This window comes from Paraburkholderia sp. J76 (genome assembly GCF_905220295.1).
In the GTDB taxonomy this organism is placed as follows: Bacteria; Pseudomonadota; Gammaproteobacteria; order Burkholderiales; family Burkholderiaceae; genus Paraburkholderia.
Genome location: NZ_CAJMZJ010000002.1, coordinates 12,309 through 26,234, shown reverse-complemented (window position 1 = coordinate 26,234; position 13,926 = coordinate 12,309). Strand labels below are relative to the sequence as shown.

Sequence of the window (13,926 nt, the reverse complement as noted above, 5' to 3'; positions counted from 1 at the left end):
GATGCGGCGCGACACCGAACTCCCCGCGACGTTCGACCGCTATGTCATCGAGCGCGTGCTCGGGCGCGGCGCAATGGGCGTGGTGTATCTGGCGTTCGATCCGCGTATCGAGCGTCACGTCGCGCTCAAGACCCTCCAGCAACCCGCCGGTGGAAAAAACGATCATGAACTCACCGCGCGCTTCCTGAATGAAGCGCGCGCGGCGGGACGTCTCGCGCATCCGCACATCGTCGCGGTATACGACTACGGCGAAACGGGCGACACCGCTTTCATCACGATGGAATACGTGCGCGGCGAAACGCTCGCCGCGCATCTCGCGCAGCATGCGCGCGCCGGCACGCGCATGAACCCGCTCGCCGCGTTGCGCTGGTTCGCACAACTTCTCGATGCGCTCGACTACGCGCACGGATCGGGTATCGTGCATCGCGACATCAAGCCCGCCAATCTGCTGATCTCGCCGCGCGGCGAATGCAAGGTCGCGGACTTCGGCATCGCGCAACTCGACGCGTCCACGCTCACGCAAACCGGCACGCTGCTCGGCACGCCGGCTTACATGTCCCCGGAGCAATTTACGGGCGAGGCCGTGGATGCCCGTTCCGATCTTTTTAGCGGCGCTGTCGTGCTCTATGAAATGCTCAGCGGCGTATGCCCGTTCACGGGAACGCCAGGGAGCGTGATGCGCAAGATTCTCGATGACACGCCGCCGCCTCCTTCCTCCGTCGTGCCAGCTTTGCCCGCGTATGTGGATGAACTGGTGATGAAAGGCATGGAGAAACATCCGCAGGAGCGCTACGGTTGCGCGCGTGAATGGCGCGATAAGCTGATTTCCCTCCTCGCTGCCGATTCAAATGAGGATACCGAACGAACTGTGCTTTCGCATGAGCGAGTGAGTTCGCCAATCGCTACGCCGTCACCGCAAACCCAGCTCGACCCCGAACTGATCGCGCACCTGGAGAGGCGTCTGGCAAGCCATGTGGGGCCTGTGGCATCGCTTTTGATACGGCGCGCGTGCGCGGGCGCGGCAAACATCGATACGCTGCGCGAACGCCTGAGCGCCCACTTGCCCAACGACGAAGCACGTCGCGACTTCGACTCACTGATGTTGCCGGCAGGTGCAGGCATGCCACGTGTAATCGGCGCGCAGACAATCAGCGCTGAAAACGTGAATGCAGCCGCCACGCGCCTCACGACGCTTCTGGGCCCTATCGCCCGCATCGTGGCGCGCCGCGCCGCCGCGCGCGCCGCCGATCTGCGCTCCTTTTATGCACAGTTGCTCGACGCCGTGCCGGAACGGCACCGCGAAGCGCTGCGGCGCGAATGGGGCGTCGAAGTCGACTAGCCCGCGCGGTCGCGCGCTTCGAGCAAATGCAGGAACAGGCGCGTATCGAGCACTCCCTCGTGTCGATGCGCCACGCGTTCCGCTTCGGCCCACCACGTGCTGACGCCATCGCACGACGCCGACGCGACCGGCTCATCGTCCAGCCGCGCGATTTCCGACTCGAACGCTTTCAGCGAAAACGAGGGCGTCAGCGTAGACAACGCCAGTGCGCATGCTGCTTCGTGCCACTGCGAATCGACGGCGCACGCGCCGCCTTCCATCTGCCGCGCGATGACGAACGGGAAATAACGCCCCACCGCATCGATACCGGGAATGAGGACGCCGGTGCATGCGCAGTCGTCGACGACGAAAGGCGCAGCCGAAAAGCGCCATACAGGCATCTCCAGATAGCGCTCGAGCCAACCGCCCGCGTGGCGCTCGCGTGCGGCGAGCAGGCCGCGTTGCAGCCACGCGTCCCAACGGCCAACGAAAGCCGCGGAAAGGCCGCGCCCGACGAAATCTCCGTGCGTGCGGACCTTTCCGTAAAAGCCCGCGCCAATTCGATCTTCCGCTTTCATAGCGATGCGGGGCAACGAAAGCCGTCGAGCACGCCCGCGCGCAACGGATTGTTCACGCTGCTGGCCACGAGCGCGATTTTGACTTTACCGCCGTCGAACACGGCGTTGAAGTGGTCGGGCTGCCCGGCCTGATCGATGCGCGCGGCGTCGAGCAGATGAAACAGCGCCCACGGTCCCTCCGCGCGAGGCGGTGGCGTATTCGCGGGATCGAGTTCGACATGCGCCTGTCCTGTGCCCTTGCCGCTCGGCCACTGGAACGCGGCCGTCGCGTTGGGCGCCTCGCTCGTCGCGCTTAGCTGCGTGCCGTCGATATCGAGCACGAAGCGCTTCAACGAAGGATCGAGCTTGACGACTTTTGCCGAGAAGCGCACGGACACGTCGCGGCCGCCCTCGCGGAACAACGCGTCGCGCAACATCGCCGCGCGCTGGAACGCCACGGGCACATCGTCAGGAATGCCAAGCGCTTTCGCCTCGGGGCGCCACTTCCACACCGCACCGGACGTATCCACCCGATTCTGCAGGTTGCTCTGGAAGAACGCATCGATCAAGCCGCCAGGCGCCAGCACCCGCGCGAAGTCGTCGGGCGCGGCGTCGCGCGTGGAGGTCCTCACGAGCGGGTAGCGGCCATCGAGCGCCTGTCTGCACGCGGGCGCGACGGTCGTGGCCCAGAGCGTCTGCAATTGCGCGCGTTGGCTCTGGATCTGCACGGTATCCGCATTGCCCGCCACGCCTTGCAGCGCTGCCGCGAGCGGCGCGGGGGCGTTCTGCGAGAGCAGCTTCAGGCGGTCGAGCGGCCCCGTGGCGGGCGGCGGCAACGATTGTTTGCGCGCCGTGTCCTGGGCCTGAAGGGTCGCGGCGGCGTCCTTCAGCGCGTTGACATATTCGTCGAGCGCCGCGCCAGCGAGGTCATGCAACGCCTGAAAATGCGCATCGACAGGCGTTGGCGGCGGTGCGAAAGTCGTTTCGCGCGCAACGGCCTGAATCAGCGCGCGCAACGGAGAATTCGCCGAGCCCAGCAGATTCGCAATGCGCGCGCCCTCATCCGGCGTGCTGAACGGCACCACGCGAATATCGGCAAGCAACGCGTCCCATTGGCGAATCGCCTCGTCGCTATACAGCCGCGTGAGCGCCGCGCGCAAGGCATCCGAACTTTGCGCGTCCGTATGCGTCTGCCCCGCACCGAGTACCCAGTCGTCCTTCGAGAGATTGGCGAGCGCGTTTTCACGCAAACGCACGAACGCATCGAAGCCCGCTCGCGTGAATGCGCCTTCTATACCTTGCGTGAGCGGCGCGCCGCTCTTTCTCACGAACACGATCTGCCCGCTCGGCCCGGCTGCTTTCGCCACGGTAAATTCCGGCAAACGCAGTTGCGCAAGCTGCTGGTCGATACGTCCGTTGAGCCGCTGGGCGACGGGCACTCGATTCAGCACGGCGCGCGCCTGCGCGATGAGGTTCTGGTCGAGCGGCAGGTTCGAATCGAACTGCCCGCGCAGAAACAGCGCTTGCAAATGCCGCTCGATGTCCGCGCGCTGCGCGTCGCTCGCATTTTTCATCGAGCCCGTTCGCCAGGTGCGCAGCGCCCAGACCTGCAGCGCGTCCGGATCGAAATGCGTGGGGTCGCCCAGCATCAGGTACGCACGCAGCGCTTCGTAGAGCGTGGCGGGATCTTCCGCGCTGCCGTGGCGAAGCTGGTCCTCCATGCGCTGCACGACGATGGGCAGCAGGGTTTGGCGCAGCAGGCGCTGGTACACGCGCTGCGCTTCGAGGCCCAGCTTCTGGCGTTGATCGAGACCGAGGCTTGACCACCACGGCGCGTCGCCCGCGGCGCGCTCCGCTTCGCCGCCGGGCAAATCGCGCGCGGCGTCGAGCAGCGGCAGGACCGCGAGCGGGCTGTCGCCCGCGCTCGTCTCTTTCGCGAGACCCGCAAGCACGGCGATCTGCTGACGGCTTTCGTCGACGAAGCGGCGGTTCGCGCGATCGCTCACGAACAGCGCGATCAGCCCCGCCACCAGCAATACGCCGACGCCTGCGATCGCCGCATGCTGAATGCGCGCGCGTCGCCGCACCGCGCGCACGTCGATGCCCGCAAGACCCTGTTCGGCGAAAATCACGTCGCGCAGCAGCCGCTTGACGAAATAGGCGCGTCCGTTCGATGCGTCCGCCATCACCCCTTCGCGGCTCAAGCCAAGCGACGCCGCCATGGCGCTCATCATGCGGTCGAGCGGGCGCCCACTCTGCGTGCCGCTCGTAAAGTACACGCCGCGTAGTAACGGCGCACGCGCGAAGCGCGATTCGCCGAACGCGTCTTCGAGAAACCGCCGCAACGCACGCTCGATACCCGCGAACTGCTGCGGGAACGCGTAGATCAGCGCACGCCGCCGCGCATCGGTTTCCTGCTGCATGCGCAGGAACACGCCGCCTTGCAGTTGCGCGTGCAACAAGCGAAACTCTTCGGAGAACCAGGCAAGCGGCGCACCGCCTTCGTCGAGCGGGACCGTCATGCCCCACACCTGCTCGCGCTCTTCGCGTCCGAAATCGTCGAAATACTCGGAGAAGCCTGCGAGCATGTCGGTTTTCGTCACGACTACGTATACGGGCAGATGTACGCCGAGTTGTTGATTCAGTTCGGAAAGACGCGCGCGGATTGCCGTGGCATAGGTCGTGCGCGCGGCGTCGGACTGCTGCAGCAGATCGGCGGCCGAGACCACGGCCATCACGCCGTCGAGCGGACGACGCGGCCGGTACTTGCGCAGCAGCCCGAGAAAGCCGAGCCATGCGCCACGATCGGCCTGTTCGTGGCTATCCTGCGTGGTGAAGCGGCCCGCCGTGTCGAGCAGCACGGCCTGGTCGGTGAACCACCAGTCGCAATGGCGCGTGCCGCCCACGCCACCCACCGCCTGCGCGCCGAGCCGGTCCGCGAGCGGAAAGCGCAGCCCCGAATGCGCAAGCGCGGTGGTCTTGCCCGCGCCCGGCGCGCCGACGAAGAGATACCACGGCAAGTCGTAGAGCGTTTTGCGGTGTGGGGCGAGGCACGCCAATCCGCGCCGCGCGTCGCTTCCTGGCGCGCGCGTATCGCGCAGTGTTTTCAGCGCGGCTTCGAAGCGCGTGCGCAGTGCCGCGACGTCGGCGTCGGCAGCCTGGCGCGCGGGGTCCGGCGCGCGCTTCGCGGGATCGAGCGCATCGGCAACGAGGCTTTGCACGAACCTGGAACTGGCGATACGCGCTTTTGCAAATCGCACGCCCCAGTACAGCGCCCAGCACGCCAGAATGAACACCATCAGCGCCCAACGCCGGGCGCGCGTTTCGAGCGGCGCCGCGCCATTGAACGCCATGAGCGGCCCTTCGAACCAGACCAGCGCGCATAGCGCCAGCACGCCCGCGAACGTTACGAAAGCGGCGCTTTTCAACGCATGTATCCACTTCATGGCGCGGCTCCCGGCGCAAGAATGGCAATGGTCACGCGGCGGTTTCGCGCGCGGCCTGCGGCGGTGTCGTTCGATGCAACCGGCTCGGTATCGCCCCGGCCTTCGGCGCTCACGCGTGCCGGGTCCGCGAGATGCGCAGCGAGAATCGCGCGCACCGTATCCGCGCGAGCCTGCGAAAGCGCAACGTTCGACGGAAAACGCGCCGACACAATACGCCGGTCGTCCGTATGCCCGATCACGACGACATTGCCCGGCTTATCCGCCAACGCCTCCCCGATACGCTGAACGAGCGGCTCGAAACGCGGGGCGAGTTCGGCGCTGCCTGATGCAAAAATCTGCGTGCCTTCTGCGCTATTGTTGATGGTCACGGTCGTGCGGTCCGCCGTTTCGCCGACTGCGACGAGCCCTTGTGCAATTTCCGGCGCGAGAAAGCCATCGAGCGCCGAGGCGAACTTCGGCGCGGCCTGCATCTTGGCCGCGAGCACGGGCGCGGGCGCCACACGAATGCCGCGCATCGCCGCGAACACGGGGTCGGAGAACGCGTTGATGCGCAGCCCGAACACGAGGCTCGACGTCATCAGCACGAGCGCCGCGAACGCCAGCGCGACCCATAGGGGCACGAAGCCGAGCGTGCGTTCACGCGCGGGCTCCGCCGGTTGCCAATGCAGCGACAGCGCGCGCTCGACCGGCCCGCGTTGCGCGCGGATCATCTGTTCGAGCCGTTCACGAATCTCGTCGAGTTGCCGCTTGCCGCCTTCGATCAGCCGGTATCGCCCATCGAAGCCCAGCGCGAGAATCACGTAGATCAGTTCGAGCAGGTCGATGTCGGCGGCGGGCGTTTGCGCGAGCCGCTGGAGGATGACAAAAAGCCGTTCGCCGCCCGAAGCCTCGTTGTGAAACGTCACGAGGAGGCTCCTGCGGCCCCACACCCCCGCGCCCCACGGCGTTGCCGCGATGGCTTCGTCGATGAACGTGCACAGACAATAGCGCGCGGGCCCGAGCTGCGTGTCGGGCACGCCGAACGCGCGGCCATCGGCTTCGAAGCGGCGCACCATCTGGATCAGTTGCACGCGCAACGTGTCGAGATCAGGGTGTCCCGGCAGGCGGCGCAGCGGCAGCGCGAGTTCAAGCAAAGGATTGGCCGCTCTGAGCAAGGGGTTGCGCCCGGCGATGGAGGTGTCGAGCGGAGCGAGCGTCGTGCGTTCCGCTTCGGTGCCGGCCGGGCGTTCGCGCCTGCGGCCCGGCGTTGGCATGCGGATGGTGCGCGCCGCGTCGAGAAATTCCGTATCGCCGAGTGGCGCATTCGGGTTATCGGCCATGGAAAGGAATCCTGATTTCATGACTTCAATGACGGATGGCCCAAAGCTCCATCGCGAGGCCGGGGAATTCGCCCGCCACGTGCAGCGCCATGCCCGCGGAAGAAGCGAGCGTCGGCCACGCTTCGTTCTGCTCATCGAGTTCAAAATAGCTGTAACCCGCATGGAACGGCAACTGGCGCGGCGCCACAGCCAGCGCGCGCAACGCGATGCCCGGCAGTTGCAGGTTCACGAGATCGCGAATCTTCTCGATGCTGCCGATCTTCACCTGGCTTGCGAACGCGGAGAGCAGCGTACCGGCGGCCACCTGCGCGCGCACCGCGAGCACGAACGTCGCGCCGGCAAAGAGCGTCCGGTCCGCGACTCGCGCCACATGCAAGCCATATTTGCGTTCTTCGAGCGAAATCGACACGACCTGCGGATCGGCAACGCGCGAAAGCGCGAGCCGCAGTGCGTCGATCACGGGCTCGAAAGTCTCCTTCAGCCGATCGTGCCGGTACGCGGCAAACGTGGGCGGCCGCCTTGAGGTCTGGCTGAACGTGGCAAGTTCGCCCGCCAACGCAAGGCACGATTGATAAAACGATTCGGGATGCAAACCATCCATTGCATTGAGGTGAGCGACGAGTGGCTGCGCTCGATTAACGATCTGCAGCAACAGGAAATCGGCGATCTCGGCCATGCCCGCGCCGTCGGGTTGCGCGAGACGCCCCGCGAGCGCTTCGCCGCGCTGCTGAAGCAGACCGCCCAGTTCGGCTGAGAAGCGCGCAAGGCGCCCCGCGACGCGATAGTCCAGGCACGGCGGGCAGTAGTCGTCGTCGAGCACGACGCGGCCGTCGCTGCGCCGTTCGACGACACGCGCCACGCCCGCGCAGGCATGTGCGTTTGCAACCTCGGCTGCGAGCGCAAGGCGCAATCGCAGCTTGCCCACCTGAACGAGCGTGCTGGGCGCATCTGCGTCGTTGCTGTCGTGCACTTCGAAGTCACTCGCGCCGTAACGCGCAAGATTGTCGGCGTGCTCCTCGACACCCGATTCCGGCGCACCGGCACGACGCACCGGCAGCGCGAGCATCACCGTGACGCTCGCGGCGTTTTCGGGAATATCGAGCGGTTCGGGTAAATCGTCGTCGGCGGGCAGGTTGAACGGCGTGCCGTCGGGCAACACGCCCGCCGCCGCGCGCAACGCCAGTTTTCCGAGCTTGAGCAGCGCCTCGTCGATCTCCAGCGCCGTAAAGCCCCAGCCGTAGCCGCGCAGGCCGTTCACGCGGCCCGCGACGAGCGTTTCGACATAGCGGTCGTGCTGCTGGAGATGCTGCGGCTGAAGGAACATGCCCTCCGACCAGATCACTTTGTTGTTCCAGTGCATGCTGTGACTCAATCCTTCGGAAATTGCAGCGCGTCGAGCTGCGCCTGATAGGCGCGGCCGAACGGTTCGCCAAAGCGCTGCTTGAATTCGTCGCCCGCGTCGCGCGATACCTGCTCCCACGTCTTCACGAAGCGTTGCCACAGACGCGCCCGGCGATTGCCGACCAGCGCTTCGAGGCCCGCGGGCGCATCGAGCGAGCGTTCGATCGCGGCGGGGTCGATGCGCGACATCGCGTCGTCAAACGCGGCGCGCATGCCCGCGACGAGCGCGAGTTCGTGCGCCTGGATATCCCGGTAGGCGGCGCGCAAGGCTTCGTCCGGCGCGAGATAGCCGCGCCCGCGCGCGCCGAGCATTTGCGTCAGGGCGCGGTCCGCGTCGGGAAAAAATTTGAGTGGGTTGTTGTCGCGCGCCTCGATCATCGTCATCGCCATGCGAGCCTCGCGCCGCGCCATGGCACGCGAGCGCAACACGCTCATCGTGCCTTGCGTCGCTTCGCGCAGCAGCGCACCAGTCAGGCGCGCGACTTCCTGTGCGCTCAGGTGAGCGACGTCGGCAGGCGAGATGCCGAGGCCATCCAGCAATGCATCGAGCACGGCGGAATCGGCCGTATGCGGGGCGGTGTCGCGAGGCACGGTCGATACGGAGTGCGAAACCTCCACCTCTTGCGACGGTATGGCGACGAACACCTTCTCCGGCGACACGTGCTCCAAACTCCGCGACGGCGCGGCAGGCTCGCGCGTCACTTGCGCTTGATCGTCACGCAATGGGTCGGCGCAGCCCAACGCGTCCATCAGCGCCTGATTCGCGTCGCCGCCGAAATGGCCCGCGTCGTGCAGCAGGGGCGTCGCCGCGAGCGGATCGGGCGTGAATGGCGCGTCGTCGCGTCTGGGCTGCTGATCGCGGGAATCGCGCGGCGCGTCCCAGTCGTCGGGAATGAGCGGGGCGGAAGGCCGCGCCTCGAACTCCAGCGTATCCGGCAGGCTCGCGGCAAATGGCTGAGCGGGCGGTGCAGGCTGCGTCATCAGCGTTTGATCGAACGGCGCCGCGCTCGTTTTGATCGAAACGGCGAGCGTATAAGCGCCAATTCCGATCCGGTCGCCGCTGGACAAAAGCGCCTCGCGCGCGCCCGTCAGCACCTCGCCGTTCAGCAGTGTCGGGTTGCTGCCCGCGTCGATTAGCACGTACGCGTCGCCGCGGCGCTCGATGCTTGCCTGCACGCGCGAAATACCTCGCTGCGTGTCCGTTAGTACTACCGTGCTTTCCGGCGCGCGGCCAATCGTTGCGCGATCATCAATTTCGATTGCGTGTGGCGCGGGCGTTTCGCCGCCCTTTACAGTCAGCGTCAATGTCACGGGGCCTCCTGGTTGCGAGTCTTGCGCGCGCCGTCGTCGGCGTCGCGGGGCGGCCTGGGCGGCGCGGGCGGCACCGAAAGCGGCACTGGGGGCACGCCCGGGCCCAGCGGAATCGGGAAGCTCGACATCTCGATCGTCTCGGGTCCGATCAGGATGTACGACGCCCCCGCGCGCAGCGCGATGGTTGCCCCTGCCTCGATTTCCACCGCAGCGCCCGCCTTGATGCGCACTGCCGCGCCCGCATCCAGCGAATACGCCTCGCCCACGAACTGCTCGTGCGTGGTCATGCTGGCCGCCGAGACGGGGCCCCCTACGCGCAAGGTGCTGCCGCCGAGCACCGAATCGTTGCGCGCGCCGCGTGTCTCGCTAAACTCACTCCCGCCAATGCGCAGATGCTTCTCGCCCGCGACGTTCGTCAGCGCGTCGTGCTTGATCCATGTTTCGTGATCGCGTTCGGCGTGAAAGAACATCTGCTCGGCGCCTTTGCGGTCGTCGAAACGGACTTCGTTGAAGCCGTTGCCGCCCTTCGTCGACTGGCTCCTGAGCGTCGACACCGCGCTGTGCGCGGGCAACTCGTACGGCGGCATGTTGGTCGAGTTGTAGACGGCGCCCACAATCACGGGCCGGTCCGGGTCGCCTTCGATGAATTCCACCAGCACCTCCTGACCGACGCGCGGCAGGCACATCGCACCCCAGCGCCGGTTCGCCCAGCCCTGCGCCACGCGCACCCAGCAGCGATCGAGCCGGTTCGCGCCGCTCGTTTGCGATAGCTGTTCCCAGTGGAACTGCACTTTCACGCGCCCGTACTTGTCAGTGAGTATCTCTTCGCCGGGCGGCCCGATCACGACCGCGGTCTGGGGGCCCGCCGTGCGGGGAACGGGCGTGACGCGCGGCGAACGGAATGTGTTGTCGCTGCGAATCGCCTTGAAATGGCAATCGAATAGCGGCTGCGTGGGGTCGCTCGTGGATACATAGGCGTCCGATACGATTTCCGCCTGATTCTCGATCACCAGATACTGCCGGTTCTGCGCGCTTCCCGGATGATCGCGCAGCCGGAACAAGCCGCCCGCCGCGATGCCGCGCGCGGTAGTGCGCCCTTCCATGGCGTCGTTTTGCGTCTGATGGATCTCCACGTTGACGCGCGCAAGCCGTTCGCCGTCACTCGCGTTCACGTGTCCACTCAAATGCTCCTGCATCAAGTACCGCGCGGTGTCGTAGGGCGCGCTGCGTGTGGCGCGAGAGACGAGCCCTTCGCTATTGCTCACCGAAGCCTTTTCGAAGTCGTAATCGTTGACTTCGTAGCGCCCCGTTTCGAGCGTCGCGCCCGCATGCCAGCGGTACACGCATTCTTCGTCGGGTCGCGGCGTGTCCCAGCCCTGAAACGGCACCGATTCGTAGCGCGCAACAGGCCGGTGCGCGGCACCGGAATCGGCCAGCACGAGCGTATGCTTGCCGCCCGCGTGCTCGAAAAAATAATGCATACCTTCGCGCTCCATCAGGCGGCTGACGAAGTCGAAGTCCGTCTCGCGGTATTGCACACAATGGTCGAGCGGCGGATAACTCGCCGTACACGCATTGCGAAAATCGATGTCATACGCCTCCACGACCTGCGCGACGATTTGCGGCGCCGTGCGCAGATGAAAAAAGCGCCGATGCGAGGCGCGCGTGAGCAGCCACAGTCGCGGATGGACGATCGCCTCATAGCGCGCCATGCGGTTTTTCGTGGTATCGCCGGGGGCGAGCAAACGCAGCGTCGTCACGATGCCGTTGAACTCGCGCGATCCACCCGCCGGATAATCGAGCGTGACAGAAATATTCTGCCCGATCACCGCGCCGGGATCGATATCGTTGCGCAGGCTAAGAAATGCGATCTCGAAGCGGCTCAAGCGTCCTAACGCCTCGCTCGCCGACATGCGCAGAAACACCGCATCGTCGCCGAGCGCCGCACAGGTCAGACGCACATGCCTATTAGTCGAAGGCATAGGTGAACTCCTCGCCCTCCACGCTCACGTGTACGCGTGCCAGCGTTTTTCCGTCCATCACGCGCGAGAGAAACTCCGTGCTGATGCGCGGCAATACGCTATTGGTGAGAATGGCGTCGATCATGCGGCCGCCGCTTTCCATGCGCGTGCAGCGCGACGCGATTTGCGTCACCACGCTCTCGTCATACGTGAACGGCACGTCGTGCGTCGCCGTCACGCGTTCGGCAACGCGGTCGAGTTGCAGCCGGATAATGTCGCCAAGCATTTCGGGTGAAAGCGGGTAATAGGGAATGCTAACCATGCGCCCAAGCAACGCGGGCGGGAAGGTGTCCAGCAACTGCGCATGGAGTTCCCGCTCGATGACTTCCATCGGCGCGCAAGCGCGCGCGTCGCGGCACAAGTCTGCAATGCATTCCGCGCCCGCGTTGGTCGTGAGCAAAACAAGCGTATTGCGGAAGTCGATGGAGCGGCCTTCGCTGTCGTCCATACGGCCTTTATCGAAGACCTGAAAAAACAGCTCGTGCACGTCGGGGTGCGCTTTCTCTACTTCGTCGAGCAGCACGACGCTATGCGGCCGGCGGCGCACCGCTTCGGTCAACACGCCCCCTTCGCCGAAGCCCACGTATCCCGGCGGCGCCCCCTTGAGCAGCGACACCGTGTGCGCTTCCTGATATTCGCTCATGTTGACGGTGATGAGATTCTGCTCGCCGCCATAGAGCGCCTCGGCGAGCGCGAGCGCCGTCTCGGTCTTGCCCACGCCCGAGGTGCCCGCGAGCAGAAACACGCCCACGGGTTTGTCCGGATCGTCAAGACCGGCACGCGAAGTCTGCACGCGCCGCGCGATCATTTGCGTGGCGTGTTGCTGACCGACGATGCGGCGGTCGAGCACCTCGTTAAGTCGCAATACATTGCCGATCTCGTTCTTCAGCATGTTGAGCACAGGCACGCCGGTCCAGTCCTGCACGACAGCCGCCACCGCATGACGGTCCACGCCTGGCAGCACGAGCGGCGCATCGTCCTGGCAGGCGGCGAGTTGCGCTTGTCGTTCGCGCAATGCGGCGAGGTCGGCGTGCGGAGCGTCGGCGCGCAGCGCCTTGCGGCGCGCAAGGATGTCCTCGACCATCTCCCGCTCGATGCGCCAGCGTTCGCGTAGCGCATCCAGGCGCGCGGTTTCGGCCTGCAATGCTGCGGCAGCCGCTTCGCGACGCGCCGCCGTATCCACGCCGATAGCCGCCTCGCGCGCAATCACCTCCAGCTCGGTGTTGAGCGCATCGATGCGCCGTTGCGCGTCGTCCACGGCGGGCGGCGTGGCGCGCTGGCTCACCGCCACGCGTGCGCAAGCGGTATCGAGCAGGCTCACCGATTTATCCGGCAACTGCCGCGCGGGTAAATAGCGCTGCGAAAGCTTTACCGCAGCCTCGATCGCCTCGTCGAGCACCTGCACGCCGTGATGCGCTTCCAGCGCGGCGGCGAGTCCGCGCATCATCGTCACCGCGCGCGCCTCGTCGGGCTCGTGAACCTGCACCACCTGAAAGCGCCGCGTGAGCGCCGGGTCTTTCTCGATGTGCCTGCGATACTCCGACCACGTCGTCGCGGCAATGATGCGCACGCTGCCGCGCGCGAGCGCGGGCTTGAGCAGATTCGCCGCATCGCCGGTGCCGGCCGCGCCGCCCGCGCCGATCAGCGTGTGCGCCTCGTCGATGAACAGCATGACGGGACGCGATGCGGATTGCACGGCTTCCAGCACCTGGCGCAACCGCGTTTCGAATTCCCCCTTCATGCCCGCACCGGCCTGCAGGAGCGCGACGTCGAGCACTCGCAGGCTCACGTCGCGCAGTGCGGGCGGCACGTCGCCCGCTGCGATGCGCAGCGCAAACCCTTCGACCACCGCCGTTTTGCCGACGCCCGCCTCGCCCGTGAGGATCGGGTTGTTTTGCCTGCGCCGCATGAGGATATCGACGACCTGGCGAATTTCCGGGTCGCGCCCCACCACGGGATCGAGTTCGCCCGCACGCGCTTGCGCTGTGAGATCGACGGTGAAGCGCTGCAATGCGTCGTCCGTGCGCCGGGTTGATTCGACATCCTGAGTGATTATCGCAGCCTGCGTCGAAGTTTCCGGCGAACCGTCCAAAACATCGGCGAAGTTGGCAACCAGATCATCGAGCCGCACGCGGTCGAACTCACGTGAAATGCCGCGCAATACGTTGCGCAGCGCAGGCGTTTGCAACACGCCGACGAGCACATGCGCGCTTCGCACTTTCCTGGCGTCGAAGAGTAGCGAGGCATAGACCCATCCGCGTTCAACGGCCTCCTCCAGTTGCGAAGAAATATCGCTGACGGAGGACGCGCCGCGCGGCAGCCGATCGAGCGCGCCGGTCAGGTCGCGCGCAAGCGCAGCGGGCTCGATGCGGGCATGCCGGATCACACGATGCAGGTCCGAGTCGGGCAACTGGAGCAACTGATGCAGCCAGTGCGCAAGTTCCACATACGGGTTGCCGCGCAAACGGCAAAACGTGGTCGCGCTCTCCATCGCGCCAAAGCTGAGCGTATCGAGCTTGCCGAACATGACGGCGCGGCTGATGTCTGCCATTG

The 13,926-nt window shown here is 66.0% G+C and carries 8 protein-coding genes; 1 reads left to right on the top strand and 7 read right to left on the bottom strand.

The features are described 5' to 3' along the window. Position 1 precedes the first annotated feature (1 nt). Positions 2–1,339 (top strand): serine/threonine-protein kinase, encoded by a 1,338-nt coding sequence (locus U5768_RS03590; protein ID WP_322029024.1) that lies wholly within the window; start codon positions 2–4, stop codon positions 1,337–1,339. On the opposite strand, the gene tagF is transcribed toward U5768_RS03590, so the two are convergent. The 7 genes from tagF to tssH are packed head-to-tail and all read right to left on the bottom strand — an operon-like array spanning position 1,336 to position 13,924. Further along, positions 1,336–1,896: a type VI secretion system-associated protein TagF gene (tagF, locus tag U5768_RS03585; protein ID WP_322029023.1), complete on the bottom strand. Its 561-nt coding sequence runs from the start codon at positions 1,894–1,896 to the stop codon at positions 1,336–1,338. The genes U5768_RS03590 and tagF overlap by 4 nt on opposite strands. Continuing rightward, positions 1,893–5,321 (bottom strand): type VI secretion system membrane subunit TssM, encoded by a 3,429-nt coding sequence (gene tssM, locus U5768_RS03580; RefSeq protein WP_322029022.1) that lies wholly within the window; start codon positions 5,319–5,321, stop codon positions 1,893–1,895. Before tssM ends, tagF begins: the two co-directional genes overlap by 4 nt. Next, a complete protein-coding gene (gene tssL / locus U5768_RS03575; RefSeq protein WP_322029021.1) occupies positions 5,318–6,640 on the bottom strand; it encodes a type VI secretion system protein TssL, long form in 1,323 nt (440 codons plus the stop codon). The genes tssM and tssL overlap by 4 nt, the downstream gene beginning before the upstream one ends. Before the next feature lie 25 nt (positions 6,641–6,665). After that, on the bottom strand, positions 6,666–8,000 hold the full coding sequence (gene tssK, locus U5768_RS03570; protein ID WP_322029020.1) for a type VI secretion system baseplate subunit TssK: 1,335 nt from the start codon (positions 7,998–8,000) through the stop codon (positions 6,666–6,668). Positions 8,001–8,008: 8 nt separating this feature from the next. Further along, on the bottom strand, positions 8,009–9,352 hold the full coding sequence (gene tagH, locus U5768_RS03565) for a type VI secretion system-associated FHA domain protein TagH (RefSeq protein WP_322029019.1): 1,344 nt from the start codon (positions 9,350–9,352) through the stop codon (positions 8,009–8,011). Then, positions 9,349–11,334, bottom strand: a complete 1,986-nt coding sequence (locus U5768_RS03560; RefSeq protein ID WP_322029018.1) for a type VI secretion system Vgr family protein — start codon at positions 11,332–11,334, stop codon at positions 9,349–9,351. The genes tagH and U5768_RS03560 overlap by 4 nt, the downstream gene beginning before the upstream one ends. Then, the gene (tssH, locus tag U5768_RS03555; RefSeq protein ID WP_322029017.1) at positions 11,321–13,924 is read right to left on the bottom strand and encodes a type VI secretion system ATPase TssH; all 2,604 of its coding nucleotides are present in this window, start codon (positions 13,922–13,924) and stop codon (positions 11,321–11,323) included. The genes U5768_RS03560 and tssH overlap by 14 nt, the downstream gene beginning before the upstream one ends. Between the last annotated feature and the right edge of the window lie 2 nt (positions 13,925–13,926).

Bases quoted from the DNA above. Each gene is read 5' to 3' on its own strand.
- U5768_RS03590 (WP_322029024.1), top strand. From the start codon at position 2: ATGCGGCGCGACACCGAACTCCCCGCGACGTTCGACCGCTATGTCATC.
- tagF (WP_322029023.1), bottom strand. From the start codon at position 1,896: ATGAAAGCGGAAGATCGAATTGGCGCGGGCTTTTACGGAAAGGTCCGC.
- tssM (WP_322029022.1), bottom strand. From the start codon at position 5,321: ATGAAGTGGATACATGCGTTGAAAAGCGCCGCTTTCGTAACGTTCGCG.
- tssL (WP_322029021.1), bottom strand. From the start codon at position 6,640: ATGGCCGATAACCCGAATGCGCCACTCGGCGATACGGAATTTCTCGAC.
- tssK (WP_322029020.1), bottom strand. From the start codon at position 8,000: ATGCACTGGAACAACAAAGTGATCTGGTCGGAGGGCATGTTCCTTCAG.
- U5768_RS03560 (WP_322029018.1), bottom strand. From the start codon at position 11,334: ATGCCTTCGACTAATAGGCATGTGCGTCTGACCTGTGCGGCGCTCGGC.
- tssH (WP_322029017.1), bottom strand. From the start codon at position 13,924: ATGGCAGACATCAGCCGCGCCGTCATGTTCGGCAAGCTCGATACGCTC.